The 20,470-nt window shown below is 62.5% G+C and carries 20 protein-coding genes; 6 read left to right on the forward strand and 14 right to left on the reverse strand.

The genetic code is table 11. The features are described from left to right. Window positions 1-101 precede the first annotated feature (101 nt). The 4 genes from ACTV8E_RS11060 (at window position 102) to ACTV8E_RS11075 (ending at window position 4,373) form a co-directional block, all read left to right on the forward strand. Window positions 102-1,133 carry an ABC transporter ATP-binding protein gene (locus ACTV8E_RS11060; RefSeq protein WP_443199536.1) on the forward strand — a complete coding sequence of 344 codons (1,032 nt, stop codon included), beginning with the start codon at window positions 102-104 and terminating at the stop codon, window positions 1,131-1,133. Beyond that, complete coding sequence (locus ACTV8E_RS11065) at window positions 1,130-2,080, forward strand: ABC transporter permease (RefSeq protein ID WP_443199537.1); 951 nt, start codon at window positions 1,130-1,132, stop codon at window positions 2,078-2,080. Before ACTV8E_RS11060 ends, ACTV8E_RS11065 begins: the two co-directional genes overlap by 4 nt. After that, complete coding sequence (locus ACTV8E_RS11070) at window positions 2,070-2,876, forward strand: ABC transporter permease (protein ID WP_443199538.1); 807 nt, start codon at window positions 2,070-2,072, stop codon at window positions 2,874-2,876. Before ACTV8E_RS11065 ends, ACTV8E_RS11070 begins: the two co-directional genes overlap by 11 nt. 72 nt (window positions 2,877-2,948) lie before the next feature. Next, the gene (locus tag ACTV8E_RS11075; protein WP_443199539.1) at window positions 2,949-4,373 is read left to right on the forward strand and encodes a gamma-aminobutyraldehyde dehydrogenase; all 1,425 of its coding nucleotides are present in this window, start codon (window positions 2,949-2,951) and stop codon (window positions 4,371-4,373) included. A gap of 45 nt (window positions 4,374-4,418) precedes the next feature. Here ACTV8E_RS11075 and ACTV8E_RS11080 read toward each other — a convergent pair whose 3' ends face one another. Next, window positions 4,419-5,510: an NADH:flavin oxidoreductase/NADH oxidase gene (locus ACTV8E_RS11080; RefSeq protein ID WP_443199540.1), complete on the reverse strand. Its 1,092-nt coding sequence runs from the start codon at window positions 5,508-5,510 to the stop codon at window positions 4,419-4,421. Between the two features lie 315 nt (window positions 5,511-5,825). Between ACTV8E_RS11080 and ACTV8E_RS11085 the strand changes: the two genes are divergently transcribed. Then, the gene (locus ACTV8E_RS11085; RefSeq protein WP_443199541.1) at window positions 5,826-6,302 is read left to right on the forward strand and encodes an ester cyclase; all 477 of its coding nucleotides are present in this window, start codon (window positions 5,826-5,828) and stop codon (window positions 6,300-6,302) included. 26 nt (window positions 6,303-6,328) lie between these two features. On the opposite strand, the gene recJ is transcribed toward ACTV8E_RS11085, so the two are convergent. The 3 genes from recJ to ACTV8E_RS11100 all read right to left on the reverse strand — a co-directional run bounded on the left by recJ (window position 6,329) and on the right by ACTV8E_RS11100 (window position 9,100). Next, complete coding sequence (gene recJ, locus ACTV8E_RS11090; protein WP_443199542.1) at window positions 6,329-8,059, reverse strand: single-stranded-DNA-specific exonuclease RecJ; 1,731 nt, start codon at window positions 8,057-8,059, stop codon at window positions 6,329-6,331. 62 nt (window positions 8,060-8,121) lie between these two features. Further along, complete coding sequence (locus ACTV8E_RS11095) at window positions 8,122-8,661, reverse strand: YaeQ family protein (protein ID WP_273537181.1); 540 nt, start codon at window positions 8,659-8,661, stop codon at window positions 8,122-8,124. Window positions 8,662-8,818: 157 nt separating this feature from the next. Then, on the reverse strand, window positions 8,819-9,100 hold the full coding sequence (locus ACTV8E_RS11100) for a DUF3509 domain-containing protein (RefSeq protein ID WP_251835221.1): 282 nt from the start codon (window positions 9,098-9,100) through the stop codon (window positions 8,819-8,821). A 163-nt stretch (window positions 9,101-9,263) separates the two neighbouring features. On the opposite strand from ACTV8E_RS11100, the gene ACTV8E_RS11105 reads away from it, so the two are divergent. Next, complete coding sequence (locus ACTV8E_RS11105) at window positions 9,264-9,896, forward strand: 2'-5' RNA ligase family protein (protein ID WP_443199543.1); 633 nt, start codon at window positions 9,264-9,266, stop codon at window positions 9,894-9,896. 7 nt (window positions 9,897-9,903) lie between these two features. Here the strand turns inward: ACTV8E_RS11105 and ACTV8E_RS11110 are convergent, their stop codons facing one another. The 10 genes from ACTV8E_RS11110 to ndk form a co-directional block, all read right to left on the reverse strand. Then, entirely contained in the window at window positions 9,904-11,055 is a 1,152-nt protein-coding gene (locus ACTV8E_RS11110) for a pyridoxal phosphate-dependent aminotransferase (protein ID WP_443199544.1), read from the reverse strand. Between the two features lie 165 nt (window positions 11,056-11,220). Next, the gene (der, locus tag ACTV8E_RS11115) at window positions 11,221-12,690 is read right to left on the reverse strand and encodes a ribosome biogenesis GTPase Der (RefSeq protein ID WP_251835218.1); all 1,470 of its coding nucleotides are present in this window, start codon (window positions 12,688-12,690) and stop codon (window positions 11,221-11,223) included. A 129-nt stretch (window positions 12,691-12,819) separates the two neighbouring features. After that, the gene (gene bamB / locus ACTV8E_RS11120) at window positions 12,820-13,962 is read right to left on the reverse strand and encodes an outer membrane protein assembly factor BamB (RefSeq protein WP_443199545.1); all 1,143 of its coding nucleotides are present in this window, start codon (window positions 13,960-13,962) and stop codon (window positions 12,820-12,822) included. 2 nt (window positions 13,963-13,964) lie between these two features. Continuing rightward, entirely contained in the window at window positions 13,965-14,600 is a 636-nt protein-coding gene (locus ACTV8E_RS11125) for a YfgM family protein (RefSeq protein ID WP_443199581.1), read from the reverse strand. Window positions 14,601-14,624: 24 nt separating this feature from the next. After that, window positions 14,625-15,920: a histidine--tRNA ligase gene (gene hisS, locus ACTV8E_RS11130; protein WP_443199546.1), complete on the reverse strand. Its 1,296-nt coding sequence runs from the start codon at window positions 15,918-15,920 to the stop codon at window positions 14,625-14,627. Window positions 15,921-15,934: 14 nt separating this feature from the next. Beyond that, on the reverse strand, window positions 15,935-17,044 hold the full coding sequence (ispG, locus tag ACTV8E_RS11135; protein ID WP_251835215.1) for a flavodoxin-dependent (E)-4-hydroxy-3-methylbut-2-enyl-diphosphate synthase: 1,110 nt from the start codon (window positions 17,042-17,044) through the stop codon (window positions 15,935-15,937). Window positions 17,045-17,056: 12 nt separating this feature from the next. Next, window positions 17,057-17,938 carry a RodZ domain-containing protein gene (locus ACTV8E_RS11140; RefSeq protein WP_443199547.1) on the reverse strand — a complete coding sequence of 294 codons (882 nt, stop codon included), beginning with the start codon at window positions 17,936-17,938 and terminating at the stop codon, window positions 17,057-17,059. Then, window positions 17,938-18,696 (reverse strand): type IV pilus biogenesis/stability protein PilW, encoded by a 759-nt coding sequence (pilW, locus tag ACTV8E_RS11145; protein ID WP_251835213.1) that lies wholly within the window; start codon window positions 18,694-18,696, stop codon window positions 17,938-17,940. Before pilW ends, ACTV8E_RS11140 begins: the two co-directional genes overlap by 1 nt. A 12-nt stretch (window positions 18,697-18,708) precedes the next feature. Beyond that, complete coding sequence (gene rlmN / locus ACTV8E_RS11150) at window positions 18,709-19,860, reverse strand: 23S rRNA (adenine(2503)-C(2))-methyltransferase RlmN (protein WP_443199548.1); 1,152 nt, start codon at window positions 19,858-19,860, stop codon at window positions 18,709-18,711. Window positions 19,861-19,884: 24 nt separating this feature from the next. Further along, a complete protein-coding gene (ndk, locus tag ACTV8E_RS11155; RefSeq protein ID WP_251835211.1) occupies window positions 19,885-20,316 on the reverse strand; it encodes a nucleoside-diphosphate kinase in 432 nt (143 codons plus the stop codon). Between the last annotated feature and the right edge of the window lie 154 nt (window positions 20,317-20,470).

The raw sequence follows: 20,470 nt of genomic DNA on the forward strand, positions 1-20,470 counted from the left end.
GTCGCTGGGCAAGACGTCATGCATGCATCTGCCGACGCTAACCAGAACAACAACCAGAACGACGTGCAGCCTGCCGCAGGCAGCTGCTTTGGGGCAGGAACATGACCTTTGCCGTGGAACTTACCGATGTCTCGCGCCTGTACGGCGAGGTCAAGGCGGTGGATCAGGTGTCGGTAGCCATTGAGGATGGTGAGTTCTTCACCCTGCTGGGTCCCTCCGGTTCCGGCAAGACCACCTGCCTGCGCCTGATCGCCGGTTTCGAACAGCCCAGCTCCGGCTCCATTCGCATCCAAGGGCAGGAAGCCACCGGCCTGGCGCCCTATCAGCGCGACGTCAACACGGTATTCCAGGACTACGCGCTGTTTCCGCACATGAGCGTGCTGGACAATGTTGCCTATGGCCTCAAGGTCAAGGGCGTCGCGCGCTCCGAGCGACACCAGCGCGCTGAACAGGCGCTGGATCAGGTCGCCCTCGGCGGCTACGGCGCGCGCAAGCCGGTGCAATTGTCCGGCGGGCAGCGGCAGCGCGTGGCGCTGGCCCGCGCCTTGATCAATCGCCCACGGGTATTGTTGCTCGACGAGCCGCTCGGCGCGCTGGATCTCAAGCTGCGCGAGCAGATGCAGGGCGAGTTGAAGAAACTGCAACGTCAGCTGGGCATCACCTTTGTGTTCGTCACCCATGACCAGGGCGAGGCGCTGTCAATGTCGGACCGGGTGGCGGTGTTTCGGCAAGGGCGCATCGAGCAGCTGGATAGTCCGCGCAATCTGTACCTGCGCCCGGCGACGCCGTTCGTGGCCGAGTTCGTCGGCACCTCAAATGTGCTGCGTGGCGAGCTGGCCGAGCAGTTGGCCGGCTCGCCACGCCCCTTCTCGATCCGCCCGGAGCATACCCGCCTGGCCGGCAGCGAACCCTTGGCACCTGGCGAGACGGAAATCGCCGGGCAGCTCCACGATATCCAGTACCTGGGCGCCGCCACGCGCTACGAGCTGCGTCTGGACAACGGCCAAAGCTTCGCCGTCAGCCAGGCCAACAGCCAGTGGGATCGAGGCGACATTGCCTGCCAGCCGGGGCAGCGCGTTACCGCCCGCTGGGCCCGCGCCGCCATGGTGCCGCTGCGCGAGGTGCCGTCATGACAACCAGCCCGGCCACCGTGGCACCGGCCAGCCGCCCAGGCCTGCTGCGCCAGCTGTCCGACCTGCTGTACCGCAAACCGACGCTGTACCTGTCGCTGCTGCTGATCCCCCCACTGCTATGGTTCGGCATCGTCTATCTGGGCTCGCTGCTGGCCCTGCTCTGGCAGGGCTTTTACACCTTCGACGACTTCACCATGTCGGTGACGCCCGCGCTGACACTGGCCAATTTTCGGGCGCTGTTCCAGCCGGCCAACTTCGACATCATCCAGCGAACCCTGGCCATGGCCGTGACGGTGTCCCTGGCCAGCGCCCTGCTGGCCTTTCCTATCGCCTATTACATGGCGCGCTACACCTCGGGGCGCATCAAGGCGTTCTTCTATATCGCGGTGATGCTGCCGATGTGGGCCAGCTATATCGTCAAGGCCTATGCCTGGACGCTGTTACTCGCCCAAGGCGGCGTGGCCCACTGGTTCGTCGAGCGCCTCGGCCTGGCGCCGGCCCTGCAGGTGATCCTCGGCATTCCGGGCATCGGCGGCAGCACCCTGTCCACCTCACACCTGGGGCGCTTTCTGGTGTTCGTCTATATCTGGCTGCCGTTCATGATCCTGCCCATTCAGGCCGCTCTGGAGCGCCTTCCGCCTTCCCTGCTGCAGGCCTCTGCCGACCTGGGCGCCCGGCCGCTGCAGACCTTCCGCCTGGTGATCCTGCCATTGGCACTGCCGGGCATTGCTGCAGGCTCGATCTTTACCTTCTGCCTGACCCTGGGCGACTTCATCGTGCCGCTGCTGGTCGGCCCGCCGGGGTTTTTCATCGGCAACATGGTCTATGCCCAGCAGGGTTCGATCGGCAACATGCCGATGGCGGCGGCATTCACCCTGGTCCCCATCGTGCTGATTGCCCTCTACCTGTCCATTGTCAAACGCCTGGGGGCCTTCGATGCACTCTGAGAAAGCGTCCATGGGCTTGAAGCTCGCAGCCTGGGGCGGGCTGCTGTTCCTGCACTTCCCGATCCTGATCATCTTCATCTATGCCTTCAACACCGAAAGCGCCGGCTTCAGCTTTCCGCCCCAGGGCTTCACCCTGAAATGGTTCAGCCTGACCTTCGCGCGCCCCGACGTGCTGGAGGCCATCACCCTGTCGCTGCAAGTGGCTGCGATTGCCACCCTCGTCGCCCTGCTGCTCGGCACCCTGGCGGCGGCCGCCTTGTGGCGGCGCGACTTCTTCGGCAAGGAAAGCGTGTCGTTGCTCTTGGTGCTGCCTATCGCCCTGCCCGGCATCGTCACCGGCCTGGCCCTGCTCTCGGCGTTCAAGTCCCTGGGCATCGAGCCCAGCATCCTGACTATCGTCATCGGCCACGCTACCTTCTGCGTGGTGATCGTCTACAACAACGTCATCGCCCGCCTGCGACGCACCTCCTGGAACCTGATCGAAGCGAGCATGGACCTGGGCGCCGATGGCTGGCAGACCTTTCGCTACATCGTGCTGCCCAACCTCGGCTCGGCGCTGCTGGCCGGCGGCATGCTGGCCTTCGCGCTGTCTTTCGACGAGATCATTGTCACCACCTTCACCGCCGGCCATGAACGCACCTTGCCGCTGTGGTTGCTCAACCAGCTGTCACGCCCCCGCGATGTGCCCATCACCAACGTGGTAGCGATGCTGGTGATGGTGGCGACCATGCTGCCGATCCTCGCCGCGTATTACCTGACCCGCGGCGGCGAGGGCGTGGCGGGAAGCGGCAAATGAGCGCGATTTGATCACCTAGTAGCGTCCAGCTTTCGTTGTCCCTGACACCCACAACAACTCGAGGAATCCGACATGCAAACCCATCTGTTGATCAACGGCGAACGGGTCGCCGGCCAGGGTGAGGCCCAGGTGGTGCTGGACCCGGCCCGCAACACCGAACTGGTGCGGATTGCCGAAGCCAGTGCCGAACAGATCGATGCAGCCGTGCACGCCGCCGAGGCCTCGTTTGTCGGCTGGTCGCAAACCGTACCCCAGGAACGCGCCGCCCGCCTGCTGGCCCTGGCCGATGCCATCGACACCCATGCCGACGAACTGGCCCGCCTGGAGTCGCAAAACTGCGGCAAGCCCTACGCCGCCGCGCGCAACGACGAATTGCCGGCCATCGCCGATGTGTTCCGTTTTTACGCCGGTGCCAGTCGCTGCCTGCACGGCTCGGCGGCTGGAGAGTACCTGGCCGGACACACCTCGATGATCCGCCGTGATCCGATTGGCGTGGTCGCCTCCATCGCGCCGTGGAATTACCCGCTGATGATGGCCGCCTGGAAACTTGCTCCCGCCTTGGCCGCCGGCAATTGCGTGGTACTCAAGCCTTCCGAGCAGACGCCGCTGACCGCGCTGCGCCTGGGCGAGCTGATGGCCGGGATTTTCCCGCCCGGGGTGGTGAACATCGTCTTCGGGCATGGTAGCAGCGTCGGCGAGACCCTGGTCAATCGTGACAAGGTGCGCATGCTGTCGCTGACCGGCTCAATTGCCACCGGCTCACACCTCATCGCTGCCAGCGCCCCGCGCATCAAACGCCTGCACATGGAGCTGGGCGGCAAGGCGCCGGTGATCATTTTCGATGACGCCGACCTCGACGCCGCCGTGGAAGGCATTCGCACCTTCGGCTTCTACAATGCTGGCCAGGATTGCACCGCGGCCTGCCGCATCTATGCCCAGAAAGGCATCTACGAGAAATTCGTCGCGGCGCTCGGCGCAGCGGTGAGCACACTCAAACATGGACTGCAGGACGATTCCGCCACCGAACTCGGCCCGTTGATCAGCGACAGTCAGCGCCAGCGCGTCGCCGGTTTTGTCGAGCGCGCCAGCGCCCTGCCGCACATCGAGGTGGTCACCGGCGGCAAGGCGCCGGGCGATGCCGGCTTCTTCTTCCTGCCCACGGTACTGGCCGGCGCCCGTCAGGACGATGAGATCGTCTGCCGCGAAGTGTTCGGGCCGGTGGTTTCGGTCACCCCGTTCGATGACGAAGCCCAGGCCCTCGCCTTCGCCAACAACTCCGACTACGGCCTGGCCTCCTCGGTGTGGACCCGCGACGTCGGTCGCGCCCATCGCCTGGCCGCCCGCCTGCAGTACGGCTGCACCTGGATCAATACCCACTTCACCTTGGTCAGCGAAATGCCCCACGGCGGCATGAAGCTGTCCGGCTACGGCAAGGACCTGTCGATGTACGGGCTGGAGGATTACACCGCGGTGCGGCACATCATGATCAAGCATTGATACGGGGCCGATACTGCCGGCCCCGCGCCGCATTAACAGCCCTTTTTAGCGAATCGGCGTATCCCGGCTCGCCGCCCGCACGTACTGCCCCGGCCATGGCACCGACTTGTCACGCAGGTAGTCGGCGGCATGCAACGGCCAGTAGGGATCGCGCAGCAGCTCGCGGGCCAGCAGGATCAAGTCGGCCTGGCCGGTGCGCAGCACATGCTCGGCCTGGGCCGCCTCGGTGATCATGCCCACCGCGCCCGTGGCGATTCCGGCTTCGCGGCGTACCCGTTCGGCGAACTGGGTCTGATAGCCGGGCCCGATGGGAATTTCCGCATTCGCCGAGGTGCCGCCCGAGGACACGTCGATCAGATCGACGCCCAAGGCCTTCAGCCGACAGGCCAGCTCCACCGTCTCGTCCGGGTTCCAGCCATCCTCCACCCAGTCGGTGGCCGACAGGCGCACGAACACCGGCAACTCGTCGGGCCATACCTGACGCACCGCCTGGGTCACTTCAAGCAACAGGCGGATGCGATTCTCGAACGAACCGCCGTACTGGTCCTGCCGGCGGTTGGAAAGTGGCGACAGGAATTGGTGCAACAGGTAGCCGTGGGCGGCATGCAGCTCGACGACCTTGAATCCAGCGGCCAGCGCCCGTTCAGCGCCTTGCACGAAGGCCTGGATGATCTCGGCCACACCTGCTTCATCCAGCGCCGTGGGCGCCATATACTGGGGATCGAAGGCGATCGCCGACGGCCCGACTGGTGTCCAGCCGCCTTCGGCCACCGGCACGCTGCCATGCTTGCCGCTCCAGGGCCACCAGGTGCCGGCCTTGCGCCCGGCATGGGCCAGCTGAATGCCGGCTACTGAACCCTGGGACTCGATAAACGCGGTGATGCGGCGCAGCGGTTCGATCTGCTCATCGTTCCACAGGCCCAGATCACGGGCGGAAATGCGCCCTTCCGGGCGTACCGCTGTCGCTTCAAAAATCACCAGCCCGGCACCGCCCACCGCGCGGCTGCCCAGATGTACCAAGTGCCAATCGGTGGCCAGGCCGTCTACCTCGGCGGAGTACTGGCACATGGGCGACACGACGATGCGATTGGGCAGGGTCAACTGGCGCAAGGTGAGGGGCTGAAAAAGTAGTGACATGGCGGGCCTCGTCGGCTGGCGGAAGATGACAGACATCCTCCAATTAAAGACCGCTTCGGGTCAGTGGCCGAACTGCCGGTGCATACCTGAGCAGTTCATGAGTGGGGCAATTTCGCCATGCTGCGGGTGCGAGCATGGGCGAAGCAATGCCGGGGATAGTCCCCTCTGCGGCAAGATTGAGCAACCCGCCGCGTCGCCGCGACACCGCTGGTCAGCCCCACCGGCGGGGTGATTTCGGCCGGTCAACACTCTACGCATGCCGGCCTGCAGCCAACTGCGAGACACGGCATCCGCCACCGTGCCTGGAGCCTGCCCATGAACATCTGCCTCAGCCGCATCACTTTCCTCACCCTGCTTCTGCTTAGCGGCCTGGCCCAGGCCGCCGACGACGTGCGCGCCGTGATTGACGGTTACATGACCGCCTGGAACGCCCATGACGCACAGAAAGCCGCCGCCTACCTAGCCGAGGATGCGGTGTATTTCGACGCCACGGTCGGCACGCCGCAGAATGGCCGAGCCGCCGCTCGCGACAACGTGATTGCGGTGTTCATCACGGCTGTGCCCGATCTGAAATGGGAGATGACCAGCGCGCCCCTCGTGGCTCCCCATGGCATCGCCTTCCAGTGGCGGTTCAGCGGCACCAACAGCGGCCCCTGGAGCGCGGACACGCCTGCCACCGGCAAGCCCCTTTCCTTCGAGGGCGTCAGCTTCATCCGCATCGAGAACGGTCAGATCACCTACCAGGGCGACTATTACGATGCGCTGGGCTTCAACAAACAGCTGGGCTGGTAGAGACCTGGCGGCTAAACCTGCGCGAATCAGCGCGGCGCGATATGTGATACCAGCAATTGCACGCTTTCCCGCCCACGGAACTCGTTGACGTCCAGTTTGTAGGCCAGCTCGACCCAGCGCACGGTGGGGTTGGGCCATTGCTCGCGGTCGATGTTGAAGGCGATGCCGTCCAGGCTCAGCGAACCGCACTCCGTGCGCACCACCATCTTCAGGTGTTTTTCACCCACCAGGCGCTGCTGCTCCAGCTGGAATACGCCATGGAACAACGGCTCGGGAAAGTGCTGCCCCCAAGGGCCAGCATGGCGCAGCGCGCGGGCCAGTTCCAAGTGAAACTCAGTGGCCGAGAGCTGGCCGTCGGACAATAGTCGGCCGGTCAGATCGTCCTCATGCAACTGGCGCCGCACTTCGGCATCGAACGCGGCGGCGAACGCGCCGAAGTTTTCCTCGGGCAGGGAGAGCCCGGCCGCCATCGCATGGCCGCCGAATTTGCTGATCAAGCCCGGATGCCGAGCGGCCACAGCGTCCAGCGCATCGCGGATATGAAAGCCCGGCACCGAGCGGGCCGAGCCCTTGAGCATGCCTTCCCCGGCGTCGGCAAAGGCAATCGTCGGGCGGTGATAACGCTCCTTCATCCGCGAGGCGAGGATGCCGATGACCCCCTGGTGCCATTCCGGCTCGAACAGGCACAGGCCGAATGGCATCTCGTCCAGCGGCAGGTCCTTCAACTGAGCCAGGGCTTCGCGCTGCATGCCCTGCTCGATGGCCTTGCGGTCCTGGTTGAGCTGATCGAGTTGCACCGCCATGTCGCGGGCCAGGTTTGCGTCTTCGCAGAGCAGGCATTCGATGCCCAGGCTCATGTCGTCCAGCCGGCCGGCCGCATTCAGGCGTGGGCCAATGATGAAGCCCAGATCCGTCGAGGTAATGCGCTCCGCCTGCTTGCCGGCCACCTCAAGGATTGCCTTCAAGCCCGGTCGCGCCCGGCCAGCGCGGATACGCGCCAGTCCCTGGTGAACCAAGATGCGATTGTTGGCATCCAGCGGCACCACGTCGGCGACACTGCCCAGCGCCACCAGATCAAGCAGCTCAGCCAGGTTCGGCTCGGCCAGACGTGGCTCGGAGCGCCCGGTGCGGGCGAACCAGCCCAGCTCGCGCAAGCGCGCCCGCAAGGCGAGCAAGACATAGAAGATCACCCCGACCCCGGCCATCGCCTTGCTCGGGAAGCCGCAGCCCGGCTGGTTGGGGTTGACGATGGCGTCCGCCGCCGGCAACTCCGCGCCAGGCAGGTGGTGGTCGGTGATCAGCACCTTGAGGCCGGCCGCCTTGGCCGCTGCCACGCCATCCACGCTGGAAATGCCGTTGTCCACGGTGATCAGCAGATCGGGCTGGCGTTGCAGGGCCACCGCGACGATTTCCGGCGTCAGGCCATAGCCGTAGTCGAAACGATTGGGCACCAGGTAATCGACATGGGCGACCCCGAGCAGGCGCAAGCCGAGCACACCGACGCAGCTGGCGGTGGCGCCGTCGGCGTCGAAGTCGCCCACGATGAGGATGCGCTGGCGCCGCTCCAATGCCTCCACCAGCAAGGCGACAGCCACGTCGATGCCGGCCAGTTGTTGATACGGAATCAACCGCGCCAGTGCCTTGTCCAGCTCGGCGGCCGATTGCACGCCACGGGCGGCATACAGGCGGGTCAGCAAAGGAGGCAGCTCGCCCAGATCGGGCAGGATGTCGGGCAACGGACGGGGATCGATACGCATGGATAACTCAGGGATTCGTCAGGTATGGAGTGGACAGTGCGCAGGCATCCAGCGGATGGAAATCAGCGTTCGCCGACCAGCCACTCAAGGGGAATTTCATGCTGGCCGCGCTCGTCGGTGATGAACAGTTCACCGTCGCTGATCATCACGCTCCAATTCAGCGAACGTGGCAGGTCGCGAGCCAGGTTTTCCAGGGCCTCCGGCTGCACCGCTACCACGCTAAGGTTCTTCAGGTTGCTGACGGCATCCAACTCTTTGCCCTGCCAAACACGCAGATTGCCATAGGCGACCAGGCTGACGCGCTCGGTGCGTCGCGAGCACCAGGTCATGCGTTCCGCATCCGGCTGGCCGACTTCGATCCAGTGCAGCACGCGATCATCCAGGCTCTTTTCCCAAAGGGCCGGCTCGTCGACATCCGACAGGCCGCGGCCGAAGGCCAGCTGTTCGCTGTACCACAAGGCATAGGCAATCAGCCGCGCGCTCATGCGCACCTCAGTTTCGGAGGGGTGGCGGGCGACGGTGAAACGCAGGTTTTCGTAGACGTTCCTGTCCATGTCGGTCAGGTTCATTTCGATCTTGTACGGAGTGGCTTGCAGGGCCATGGGCGGGCTCTTGGCTATCAGAAAGCCGGCAAGTCTACTCCGAAAGCGCACCGGGCAGGACGCCAAGCGATGACACGGTCAATTGCCGTGCGCACCCGCAGTGGCCGGAATCATTACGTAGGCGGATTCCGGCCCGGGGGCACATGACGCACCAGACTCACGCCGCGTAAGGCTTGACCCGGTCGCTGTGGCGCAGGGAGGCGAGCACTTCCGGCGCCGTGCAACCGCCTGCGACCAGCAAGTCGCGACGCACGCCATCGAGCACATCAGCCAATAATTCCGGTTGGGTGAGCTGCTGGGTATTCAGGACCCGCTGGATCAACAGCTCGCCCGCATCGTCCATCAACATCAGCACGCGCCCGCCATCGGGACGCTGTGGTCCCAGGGAAACATTGTAGGGAGCCAATCCGGCGATTAACGCCTGTCCTGTGCTGTCCATTTGTTACTCCTCATAACTCATTGAAAAACTGCGATTTTTTGACCCTGCAGAGGTTGTTAAGTTCTCCATCCAGAGAACGCGCCATCAATGCAGCACTTCCACTCTGGAGCCCAACAGCGCATCAGGTCACACTCACACCTCTTTCAACGCTAAGCGTAGCCTCATGCTGTTGTCCCATCCTACCCAGGCGCCCGACGCCACCCTCGTCACTGATATTCGGGATTACCCTGAATGGCATCAGGGCCGCCTGCGCTATGCCGTCTGGATAGTGCCAATCAACTGTCCGGCCCTACTCTCGCACATCCACACTCTGCAAACGCAGTTGAGCGATCTGCTGCATGCCACCCGTCGCCAGGCGCACCTGACCCTGTTTGTGTGCGGCTTCGAGCAGACTCAGGCCGTGGCTGACGACGACTTCACGCCCGCGCAGCTGCGACAGCAAATGGAAGGCCTCGGCCAGGTGCAAAGTCCGCCCTGCACCTTGGAGATCGGCCCACCGGACAGCTTCGCCAGCGCCGCGTTTCTGCCGGTTTTCGATGACGGGGGACATCTACAGTGCTGGCGGACAGTCTTGGGGCAGAGCTGCCGAGAAGTGCGGCAGTCCGCCTATGTGCCGCATATCACGCTGGGTTTGTACAAGCGGCGGATCGGTGCCGATGAGCTGCGTCAGCGCCTGGCACAATTGCCAGTACCGGCTAATTCACAGCTCAACATTGAGGAGCTTCACTACGCCACCTATGAGAGCCGCGACTTATTTGGCCCCCTGGACACTCAGCGACGCATTCCGCTGGGCTAAAGCAGTGTCAAACCGCGCAGAGCCTTTCCGCTGCTTGGCGCAAGGTATCCTCACGCTTGGCGAAGCAAAAACGTACCAGGCGCAGGTCTGCTGGCGGACTCTGGTAGAACACCGACACCGGAATGCTCGCCACGCCATGCTCACGCGTCAGCCATTGAGCCATCTCAATGTCGTTGAGATCCGGGCGGATCATCGAATAATCGGCAATCTGGAAATACGTGCCCGGCGTCGGCGTAAAACCAAAGCGCGAGCCGGCCAGCAGCTCGCAGAACAGGTCACGCTTGGCTTGATAGAACGCCGGCAGCTCAGTGACATGCTCAGGGTGTGCGGCCATGAACTCGGCCAGCGCAAATTGCAGGGGCGTGACGCCGGTAAAACTGACGTACTGGTGAACCTTGCGCAGTTCGGCACTCAGTGTCGGTGGCGCCACCACGTAGCCGGTTTTCCAGCCGGTGACGTGGTAGGTCTTGCCGAATGAGCTCACCACCAGTGCGCGTGCGTACAGCTCGTCATGGCGCAGCACACTAGCATGCTCGCGGCCGTCGTAGACCAGATGCTCATAGACCTCGTCACTGAGCAGGTAAATATCCTCGCGTCCGCGCAGCAACGCGGCGAGCCGATCCAGATCGGCATGCTCGAGCAAAGCACCACTGGGGTTGTGCGGCGTGTTGAGCACGATCATCCGCGTGCGCGGGGTGATGGCATCGGCCAGGCGCTGCCAGTCGATGCTGAACGTCGGCGGGCTCAGGCGCAGGTGGACGCAGCGGCCGCCGGCCAACTCCACCGCCGGCTCGTAACTGTCATAGCAGGGGTCGAAGACGATGACTTCATCGCCTGCACGCACCAGCGCCTGGATGGCGCAGAACAGACCCTGGGTGGCACCGGGGGTAATGGTGATGTCCGTGTCGGCACTCACCTGCCGGCCATACAGACGGCTGATCTTGGCGGCCACCTGCTCACGCAAGGCAGGCAACCCGGTCATAGGAGCGTACTGGTTGTGTCCGGCCATGACATGTCGACCCACCGCTTCGCGCAGCGCTTGCGGGCCATCAAAGTCAGGGAAACCCTGGGACAGGTTGAGCGCGCCGGTCTGCGCCGCGAGCTGCGACATGGTGGTGAAGATGGTGGTGCCAACGTGGGGCAGTTTACTCTGGATCATGGCCTTGGACTTCAACAACCGAAGACGGTAACGAGCGTCGAGGATAGCCGATCCGCCCTCCCCGGCGCAGCGCTACCAGCTATGAAATATCGACCGAAGCTTAGAACGCAAAGAGGTGAAGCCCATCGCAGGACTTCACCCCTCTCTGTACATCGCTAGTAATGGTTACTTCTTGTCGCGACGCTTTTTCTCGGCTTTCTTGTGGTGGCTCATCAGCCGGCGTTTCTTGTTCACCTGGCGGTCGGTGAGGGTGTTCTTGTTTTTCTCGTAGGGGTTTTCACCGCCCTTGTACTCGATGCGAATCGGCGTGCCGACCAATTTGAGTACCCGCCGGAAGGTGTTTTCCAGGTAGCGAGAGTAGGACTTGGGCACCGCGTCGACCTGGTTGCCATGGATCACGATCAGCGGCGGGTTGGCGCCACCCAGGTGAGCGTAGCGCAGCTTGATGCGCCGGCCGTTGACCATCGGCGGTTGGTGCTCTTGCACGGCGTCTTCCAGGATCTGCGTCAGGCGATTGGTCGGCCAGCGGGTCACCGCCGAGGTGAACGAGGCCTGCACCGACTTGTACAGATTGCCCACCCCCGTGCCGTGCAATGCCGAGATGAAGTGAATATCGGCGAAGTCGACGAAGAACAACCGGCGCTCCAGCTCGGTCTTCACATAATCGCGTTCCTTGGGGTCCATGCCATCCCACTTGTTCAGCGCGATGACCAGCGCACGGCCGGTTTCCAGCACGAAGCCAAGCAGATTAAGGTCGTGTTCGACCACCCCTTCACGCGCGTCCATGACGAAGATCACCACGTTGGCGTCCTGGATCGCCTGCAGGGTCTTGACCACGGAGAACTTTTCCACCGCTTCGAAGATCTTGCCGCGCCGGCGCACACCGGCGGTGTCGATCAGCGTGTATTTCTCATCGCCGCGCTCGAAGGGAATGTAGATGCTGTCGCGGGTGGTGCCGGCCTGGTCATAGACGATGACCCGCTCCTCGCCCAGCATGCGGTTGACCAGCGTCGACTTGCCCACGTTGGGTCGGCCGATGATGGCGATCTTGATGCCGTCTTTCTCGCTGGGTCCCGGAATGCGCTTGGCTTCCTGGCCCGGGGCGACGATTTCAGCCTCTTCGTCTTCAGCCTCCGCTTCATCGCTGGCAAAGATCCCCAGCGCGGCATCCAGCATGTGACTGATCCCGCGCCCATGAGCGGCGGCGATTGGCAGCGCATCACCCAGGCCCAGCGGGCTGAACTCGGCGCGCGCCAGGTCCGGATCGACGGTGTCGACCTTGTTGGCAACCAGAAAACAGCGCTTGTTTCGCTTGCGCAGATGCTCGGCGATCATCTGATCCGCAGCGGTCAGGCCGGCGCGCGAGTCGACCATGAACAGCACGGCATCGGCTTCTTCGATGGCCTGCAGCGATTGCTCGGCCATCTTGGCATCAATGCCCTCCTCGTCGCCGGAGATACCCCCGGTATCGATGACGAGGTAGGTTTTACCCTGCCATTTGGCCTCGCCATATTGGCGGTCGCGGGTCAGCCCTGCGAATTCAGCCACGATGGCGTTACGGGTTTTGGTCAGGCGGTTGAACAGGGTCGATTTGCCCACATTGGGACGGCCAACCAAGGCGATTACGGGAACCATACGGCTCTCCACTGCGATAATTCAGAAAACACAAAGGCCGCTGCAAGGGCAGCGGCCAGCAATTTTAAAAGCCTGCCGAAGCAGACGGCCGTTCCGCACAGCCCGGATGAATCCAGGCCGGCGCTCGGCTTACTTGATGGTCAAGCCCACCAGTTTTCCACTGTTGCCATAGGCATACAGCCAGCCGCCCACCACCAGCGGTCGGGCGCGCAGGCCGTCGCTGTCGATACGGGTGCGGGCCACGAAGCGACCATCCACCTGGCTGATCAGGTGCAGATAGCCTTCCAGATCGCCCACTGCGACGTAGCTGGAAAACACTTCCGGCGCCGACAGCTGACGACGCGCCAAGCCATCATTACTCCACAATGCCGAGGTCGAACGCTCGTCGATACCTTCCACGGTGCCATCGGCCTGGCTCACATAAACGCTGCCGAAGCCCTGGGCGACACCGACGTAACTGGACGCCTCGCGCTGCCAGAGGATACGACCACTGTTCTGCTCCAGAGCGGCGACACGGCCTTGATAGGTCACCACGTACAGATTACCGCCCGACAGCAGCAAGCCGCCGTCGATATCCACCACCCGTTCCAGCTCGGAACGGCCCTGCGGCACCGCGATGCGCTGCTCCCAGACCGGCATGCCTCGACGGGTATCCACGGCAATCACCTTGCCAGTGGACAGGCCTGCAAAGGCCAACTGGTTGGTGACCAGCGGGGCACCGGTACCGCGCAACGTCAGCACCGCCGGGGTGTTGTCGTAAATCCAGCGCTGTGTGCCGTCGCTTGCCTCCAGGGCGATCAGCCGATCGTCCTGAGTTTGTACGACGACTACATCGCCATTGGTGGCCGGTGCGGAAAGCACCTCACTGGTCACCTGCGCACGCCATCTGCGCTCGCCACTGCCGCTGTCCAGGGCAATCACCTCACCCTTGAGCGTGCCGACCAGCACCAGACCATTGCCGGCACCGACGCCACCGGACACCGGCACTTTGAGGTCCTTCTTCCACTGCACCTTGCCGGTGGTGCGATCCATGGCCACCACACGACCTTTGACATCGGCAGCGAAAATCAGCTCACCGTCCACTGCTGGCGTCAGCATGCTGTAGTTGTCGCCCTGACCACTGCCGATGGAGCGGCTCCATACCTTGCGCAGCTGAATCTCCGCTTCGAACTTCGGCAACTCGGCCGGCGGTAATTCCTTCTTGCTCGAGCTACCACAGCCGGCGACCAGAACGGTCACGGACAGCAGCACAGCGTAGGTCAAGGCTTTCACAGTCAGACGCCTCCGTCAGCGAGATCGTCCAGCTTGAGTTGCAGCTCGCCGGCCGCTGCATTGTCACGCAGCACCGCCTTGGCCTTGTTATAGGCGGTACGGGCATCCTCCGCACGGCCCAGCTGGACCAGCAGATCGCCTTTGACTTCCTCACGGCCTGCCTGGAACGCTGCACTGACATTGCCATCCAGCAAGGCCAAGCCTTCCTCTGCCTTGCCTTGGGCCGCCAGGATTCGAGCCAGGCGCTGGCGTGCCAGCTCGCCCACTTCCGCATCGACCGGATCATCCAGCACAGGGCGCAACTCATTCACCGCATCGTCCAGCTTGCCGGCTTCGACGGCCACCTTGGCCACGAACAGGCTGCCGTACTGGGCGTAGTGAGTGCTGCCGAAATCATTTTTCAACTGGGCCGCCAACTCAGCGACACGTGCGGTATCCACCGGTGCGTTCGGATTCAGTACGGTATCCAGCAGTTGCTGATAGAGCATGGATGCTCCATTGGCCTGATTGACCTGATGCTTCTGCCACGCCTGCCAGCCAAACACCAGGGCCAGAGCCAGAATGCCGCCGGTCAACAAGGGTTTGCCGTTGCGCTGCCACCAGTCCTTCAACTGCGCAATCTGCTCGTCTTCGGTCATGCTCACCCAACTTCTCCTTTTTCGTTATCGGCCGCGGTCTTGCACCAGACCCGCCAGATGGCCGGCCAGCGCATCCCAGGCAATGCTTTGTTGTTCGCTGTCATCACGCAGCGGCTTGCAGCCCACCACGCGCTTGGCCAGCTCATCCTCACCAAGGATAAGGGCAAATTGCGCGCCACTCTTGTCGGCTTTCTTGAATTGACTCTTGAAGCTGCCGGCACCGGCGTTGACCAGCACGCGCAAGCCCGGAAGCGTATCACGCAGCTGCTCGGACAACGCCAGGGCGGCCAGCTCGGCCGGCTCGCCGAAGGCGCAGATATAGGCATGTGCCGGACGCGACAGTTCCGCAGGAATCTGCTGCAGCGTTTCCACCAGCAGTACCAGGCGCTCCACACCCATGGCAAAACCCACGCCCGGGGTCGGCTTGCCACCGAACTGGCTGATCAGCCCGTCGTAGCGACCACCGGCACACACGGTGCCCTGGGAACCCAGCTTGTCAGTGACCCACTCGAACACGGTGCGGCCGTAATAATCCAGGCCACGCACCAGTTTCGGGTTGATTTCGTAAGCTATGCCCAGCACATCCAGGCGCGACTTGAGGCCCTCGAAGTGGCTGCGCGAATCTTCATCGAGATACTCGAGCAAGGTCGGCGCATCAGCCAGCAGAGACTGGGTCTGGGCATTCTTGCTGTCCAGGATACGCAGCGGATTGGTGGTCAAGCGGCGCTGGCTGTCTTCGTCGAGCTGGTCGAAGCGCTGTTGCAGGTAAACCACCAACGCATCGCGGTAGGCCGCACGGGCCTCGCTGGAGCCCAGGCTGTTGAGTTGCAGGGTCACCGCGTCGGCGATGCCGAGTTTCTTCCACAGCCGCGCCGTGAGCACGATCAGCTCGGCGTCGATGTCAGGACCCGGCTGATTGAACACTTCCACGCCAATCTGGTGAAACTGCCGATAACGGCCTTTCTGCGGCTTTTCATAGCGGAACATCGGGCCGAGATACCAGAGTTTCTGCACCTGGCCGCCACCCGAAAGACCATGCTCCAGCACGGCACGCACGCAACCGGCGGTGCCTTCGGGACGCAGGGTCAGGGACTCTTCGTTGCGGTCCAGGAAGGTGTACATTTCCTTGTCGACCACATCAGTCCCTTCGCCAATGCCGCGGGCGAACAGTTCGGTGTATTCAACGATCGGCAAGCGGATCTCGCTGTAGCCGTAGCTGTCCAGCAGCTCGGCAAAGGTACTCTCCAGATAGCGCCATACCGGTGTTTGTGCCGGCAGGATGTCATTCATGCCACGAATGGCTTGCAGGGTCTTGCTCAAGTTCGTTCCTTAAATCAGCTGCGGACGATCAGCGAAGCATCGGCTTCCAGCTTTTCGGCGGCTTTGCGGCGGATCAAGCGCTCAAGCTCATCCACCAGATTGTCATTAACCATCTTGTGTGCGGGTTTACCGTCGATATAGACGAGGTTGGGCGAGCCGCCGGTCAGGCCGATATGCGCCTCCTTGGCTTCGCCGGGGCCGTTGACCACACAGCCGATCACCGCCACATCCATCGGCACCAGCAGGTCTTCGACCCGCTGTTCCAGCTCGTTCATGGTCTTGACCACGTCGAAGTTCTGCCGTGAGCAACTGGGACAGGCAATGAAATTGATGCCCCGCGAGCGCAGGCGTAGCGACTTGAGAATATCGAAACCGACCTTGATCTCTTCCACCGGATCGGCTGCCAGCGAGATCCGGATGGTGTCGCCAATGCCCTCAGCGAGCAGCATGCCCAGGCCGACGGCGGACTTCACCGTACCCGAGCGCAAGCCACCGGCTTCGGTGATGCCCAGGTGCAGCGGCTGCTCGATCTGGCGAGCCAGCAGTCGGTAGGCTTCAACGGCCATGAACACATCGGACGCCTTCACACTGACCTTGAAGTCGGGGAAATTCAGCCGATCCAGGTGCTCGACATGACGCAGCGCGGATTCAACCAACGCTTCGGGCGTCGGCTCGCCGTATTTCTTCTGCAAATCCTTTTCCAGAGAGCCCGCATTGACGCCAATGCGGATCGGGATGCCTCGATCACGGGCGGCTTCGACCACGGCGCGCACCCGGTCTTCGCGACCGATGTTGCCCGGGTTGATACGCAGGCAATCGACACCCAGTTCGGCCACACGCAGGGCAATCTGGTAGTCGAAATGAATATCGGCCACCAGCGGCACCTTGACCTGCTGCTTGATGCGACCAAACGCCTCGGCGGCGTCCATGTCCGGTACCGAGACGCGCACGATGTCGGCACCCGCGGCTTCCAGGCGCTGGATCTGCGCCACCGTAGCCGGCACATCATGGGTGTCGCTATTGGTCATGCTCTGCACCGCAATCGGCGCATCGCCGCCAACCGGCACCGCGCCCACCCAGATTTTGCGGGACAGGCGACGTTTGATGGGGGATTTGCTATGCATGATTGTCCAGCTCTATTGGCCCAGCTTCAATGTCGCGGTTTGGCCACGCATGAAGGGGACCACATTGACGTTCTCACCGTTGTAACTGACTTGCACGCCGCGCGCGTAGCCCAGGCGAACTTCCAGCGGCGCCTTGCCGCGGACCTCCAGCGTTTCGCCGGGACGCTTGAGTGCGCTCGCAAGCACCTTGCCATCTGCATCGGCAACGCGAGTCCAGCATTCTTCGGTAAATTGCAGCACCAGCGTGCCCTGATCATCGGCAACGGCCACGGGCGCTTCTTCTACCGGCGCTTCCTCGATCGGCTCAGCCTCAACCGAGGCCAAGGGAGCCGGCTCACCCGCTAACAGGTCGATAGGCACCTGGGCCGCTTCCACGGCCTGATCTTCCAATTCATCCAGCGGATGAATCTGCGTGCTGCCATCTGCGCTTTCCACTTCCACATGCTCAATCGGCCTGGCGGCTTGTTCCTGCGGGGTCGCGGCATAACGCTCTTGCCACCACAGCGCACCAGCACCAATCATGATCAACAGCAACACCACCACTCCGGCACGCAGCATGGTTCGCGACAGGCGCGAGGGCTCTTCGATACGGCCCAAGCTGTGCAAATTGCTGGCCACGGGAGTGGAGCCCGTTATCACGTCGAAATCATGCACCAACTGATTCTGGTCCAAGTCCAGCAGCTTGGCATAGGCGCGGACATATCCACGCGCAAAGGTCAGGCCAGGCAGCTTGTCGAATTGACCAGTCTCCAGATAGGTCAGGGCATCCGTGCTCAGGTGAAGCTGCATGGCCACATCCGACTTCAGCCAGTTACGGCCTTCACGGGCTGCACGCAAAGCCTCGCCAGGATGTCCCGGGGAAGTCGCTTCGGATTCAGGATACGACGTGTTCATCATTGCTCCGTCAGAAATAGCCGATATTCCTGCGAGGCAGGATACAAGCGCTTGAGCTGAAGACCATAGCTGGCCGCCTTGTCTGGGTCAGCGAAGACTTTGGCCAGGCGGATGCCCAACAACAGGCTACGGGCATTTTGCTCCGACAAGGTAGTGAAACGCTCGTAATAATTGCGGGCTGGTATGTATTCGCGTTTTTCGTACGAAATGACGGCCATTTCGAGCAAGGCGCGCGGCTGCCTCGCATTCAGGCGCAAAGCACGCTGAAAATGCTCTTCGGCCTGAGCCGGCTTGCCCATGGCACGGGCCGTCATGCCAAGGTTTTCGAACACCCGCGACCGCTCGCCATACAGCGTGTCCTGGCTGGCCTGACGAAAGCGTTCATAGGCCTGTGCATAGTGGCCACGCTCGAACAGGAAGGTCCCGTAATTGTTGAGGATCCGCGCATCGCCGGACCGACCGGTCAGCGCCTTGCGGTAATGTTGGTCGGCCAGCTGCGGTTCCATCTGCGTTTGAAACAGCAGGGCCAGTGCGGCATGGGCATCGGCACTGTTGGGGTCCAGCTCCAACGCCTTGCTCAACGGCGCCTTGGCGCGCTCGCTGGCGCCTTGCTGCAGGTAGCCGATGCCCAACTGGATATAGGCATCGCGGGCTTCATCGCGCCCCTGGCTGGTGCTCATCGGATTGTGACTGCCACCGGTCATACATCCGGCCAACAGCCCGGCAAACAAAACAAGCAGCGCAATGCGCGGGAACATGCACTCACTCCCTCAGGGACGACTGGTGGTGCCGCGCTGCTCGCTGGCGTCAACGCTCAGTTCGCGCACGGCGATATATCGCTCGCTGCGCCGGGTGCGATCCTGCACTTTGCCGACCAACTGACCGCACGCCGCATCAATGTCGTCTCCGCGCGTGGTGCGCACCGTGACATTGTGTCCAGCCTGCTGCAGTTGGTCCTGGAAGCGGCGGATGGCATTGTTGCTCGGCCGCTCATACCCGGAATACGGGAAGGGATTAAACGGGATCAGGTTGATTTTGCAAGGAATATCCTTGAGCAATGCGATCATCTGCCCAGCATGCTCAGGCTGATCGTTCACATCCTTGAGCAGGGTGTACTCGATCGTCAGGTAACGCTTGTCACCCAGACGGGCAATGTAGTTCTGGCAAGCCTTGAGTACGACTGCCAGTGGATACTTCTTGTTGATCGGCACCAGCTGGTTGCGCAACTCATCGTTGGGCGCATGCAGCGACAGGGCCAGCGCTACGTCAGTCACTTCGCCGAGCTTGTCGATCATCGGCGCCACGCCAGAGGTAGACAGCGTCACCTTGCGTTTGGAAATGCCGTAACCGAGGTCGTCCATCATGATGTTCATGGAGGCGACCACGTTGTCGAAGTTGAGGAGCGGCTCGCCCATGCCCATCATCACCACGTTGGTGATGGCACGGTCGATCTTCGCCGGCACGGTGCCGAACGACTTGTTGGCGACCCAGACTTGGCCGATGATTTCGGCAGCGGTCAGGTCGCTGTTGAATCCTTGCTTACCGGTGGAGCAGAAACTGCAATCCAGCGCGCAGCCAGCCTGGGAAGAGACACACAGGGTGCCGCGCCCATTGGCGGGGATATAGACAGTCTCGACACAGCTGCCGGACGCCACGCGCACCACCCATTTGCGAGTGCCGTCGCTGGAAATGTCCTGGCTGACTACTTCGGGACCGCGAATCTCGGCGCGGGCCTTGAGCGTTTCGCGCAAGGCCTTGCCGAGATTGCTCATGGCATCGAAATCATCGACGCCAAAGTGGTGAATCCATTTCATCACCTGACCGGCACGGAAGCGCTTCTCGCCAATCGACTCGAAGAACTGTTCCAGTTGCGGCTGGGTCAGACCCAGCAGGTTGACTTTGCCGGCAGTGGTAATGGTCATGGCTTCACCCTCTCGCTATCGTGATCAGCGAATGCGGTTGCACAGCTCGGTAGCGGCGAAGAAGTAGGAGATTTCACGCGCTGCGGACTCTTCGGAGTCGGAACCGTGAACGGCGTTTTCGTCGATGGAGACAGCGAAATCAGCGCGAATGGTACCGGCAGCCGCTTCCTTCGGGTTAGTGGCGCCCATCAGTTCGCGGTTTTTCAGGACGGCGTTTTCGCCTTCCAGAACCTGAACGATAACCGGGCCGGAGGTCATGAAAGCAACCAGATCCTTGAAGAAGCCGCGCTCGCTGTGCTCGGCGTAGAAACCGGCAGCTTCGCGCTCGGACAGCTGAACCATCTTGGAAGCGACAACGCGCAGACCGGCCTTTTCAAAACGAGTAGTGATTTCACCGATGACGTTTTTGGCGACGGCGTCGGGCTTGATGATGGAGAAAGTGCGTTGAACAGCCATGGGAAACTCCAAGAGGCGGGATGGATTGATGCGGAAAATTGAACCGGCGGATTATACGCACAACCGCAGGCTCTAGCCATAAGCGGCACATGATCGACGACGGCCTGAAAACACAATGTCGGGTTGGCGAACCAAACCCGACATCGAGATGCGC

Source organism: Pseudomonas sp. B392_1p, from assembly GCF_052245235.1.
GTDB classification, from domain to species: Bacteria; Pseudomonadota; Gammaproteobacteria; order Pseudomonadales; family Pseudomonadaceae; genus Serpens; species Serpens gallinarum.

What these genes read in the sequence shown, in the direction of transcription:
- ACTV8E_RS11060 (WP_443199536.1), top strand. Translation starts at nt 102, where the DNA reads ATGACCTTTGCCGTGGAACTTACCGATGTCTCGCGCCTGTACGGCGAG.
- ACTV8E_RS11065 (WP_443199537.1), top strand. Translation starts at nt 1,130, where the DNA reads ATGACAACCAGCCCGGCCACCGTGGCACCGGCCAGCCGCCCAGGCCTG.
- ACTV8E_RS11070 (WP_443199538.1), top strand. Translation starts at nt 2,070, where the DNA reads ATGCACTCTGAGAAAGCGTCCATGGGCTTGAAGCTCGCAGCCTGGGGC.
- ACTV8E_RS11075 (WP_443199539.1), top strand. Translation starts at nt 2,949, where the DNA reads ATGCAAACCCATCTGTTGATCAACGGCGAACGGGTCGCCGGCCAGGGT.
- ACTV8E_RS11080 (WP_443199540.1), bottom strand. Translation starts at nt 5,510, where the DNA reads ATGTCACTACTTTTTCAGCCCCTCACCTTGCGCCAGTTGACCCTGCCC.
- ACTV8E_RS11085 (WP_443199541.1), top strand. Translation starts at nt 5,826, where the DNA reads ATGAACATCTGCCTCAGCCGCATCACTTTCCTCACCCTGCTTCTGCTT.
- recJ (WP_443199542.1), bottom strand. Translation starts at nt 8,059, where the DNA reads ATGCGTATCGATCCCCGTCCGTTGCCCGACATCCTGCCCGATCTGGGC.
- ACTV8E_RS11095 (WP_273537181.1), bottom strand. Translation starts at nt 8,661, where the DNA reads ATGGCCCTGCAAGCCACTCCGTACAAGATCGAAATGAACCTGACCGAC.
- ACTV8E_RS11100 (WP_251835221.1), bottom strand. Translation starts at nt 9,100, where the DNA reads ATGGACAGCACAGGACAGGCGTTAATCGCCGGATTGGCTCCCTACAAT.
- ACTV8E_RS11105 (WP_443199543.1), top strand. Translation starts at nt 9,264, where the DNA reads ATGCTGTTGTCCCATCCTACCCAGGCGCCCGACGCCACCCTCGTCACT.
- ACTV8E_RS11110 (WP_443199544.1), bottom strand. Translation starts at nt 11,055, where the DNA reads ATGATCCAGAGTAAACTGCCCCACGTTGGCACCACCATCTTCACCACC.
- der (WP_251835218.1), bottom strand. Translation starts at nt 12,690, where the DNA reads ATGGTTCCCGTAATCGCCTTGGTTGGCCGTCCCAATGTGGGCAAATCG.
- ACTV8E_RS11125 (WP_443199581.1), bottom strand. Translation starts at nt 14,600, where the DNA reads ATGACCGAAGACGAGCAGATTGCGCAGTTGAAGGACTGGTGGCAGCGC.
- ispG (WP_251835215.1), bottom strand. Translation starts at nt 17,044, where the DNA reads ATGCATAGCAAATCCCCCATCAAACGTCGCCTGTCCCGCAAAATCTGG.
- ACTV8E_RS11140 (WP_443199547.1), bottom strand. Translation starts at nt 17,938, where the DNA reads ATGAACACGTCGTATCCTGAATCCGAAGCGACTTCCCCGGGACATCCT.
- pilW (WP_251835213.1), bottom strand. Translation starts at nt 18,696, where the DNA reads ATGTTCCCGCGCATTGCGCTGCTTGTTTTGTTTGCCGGGCTGTTGGCC.
- rlmN (WP_443199548.1), bottom strand. Translation starts at nt 19,860, where the DNA reads ATGACCATTACCACTGCCGGCAAAGTCAACCTGCTGGGTCTGACCCAG.
- ndk (WP_251835211.1), bottom strand. Translation starts at nt 20,316, where the DNA reads ATGGCTGTTCAACGCACTTTCTCCATCATCAAGCCCGACGCCGTCGCC.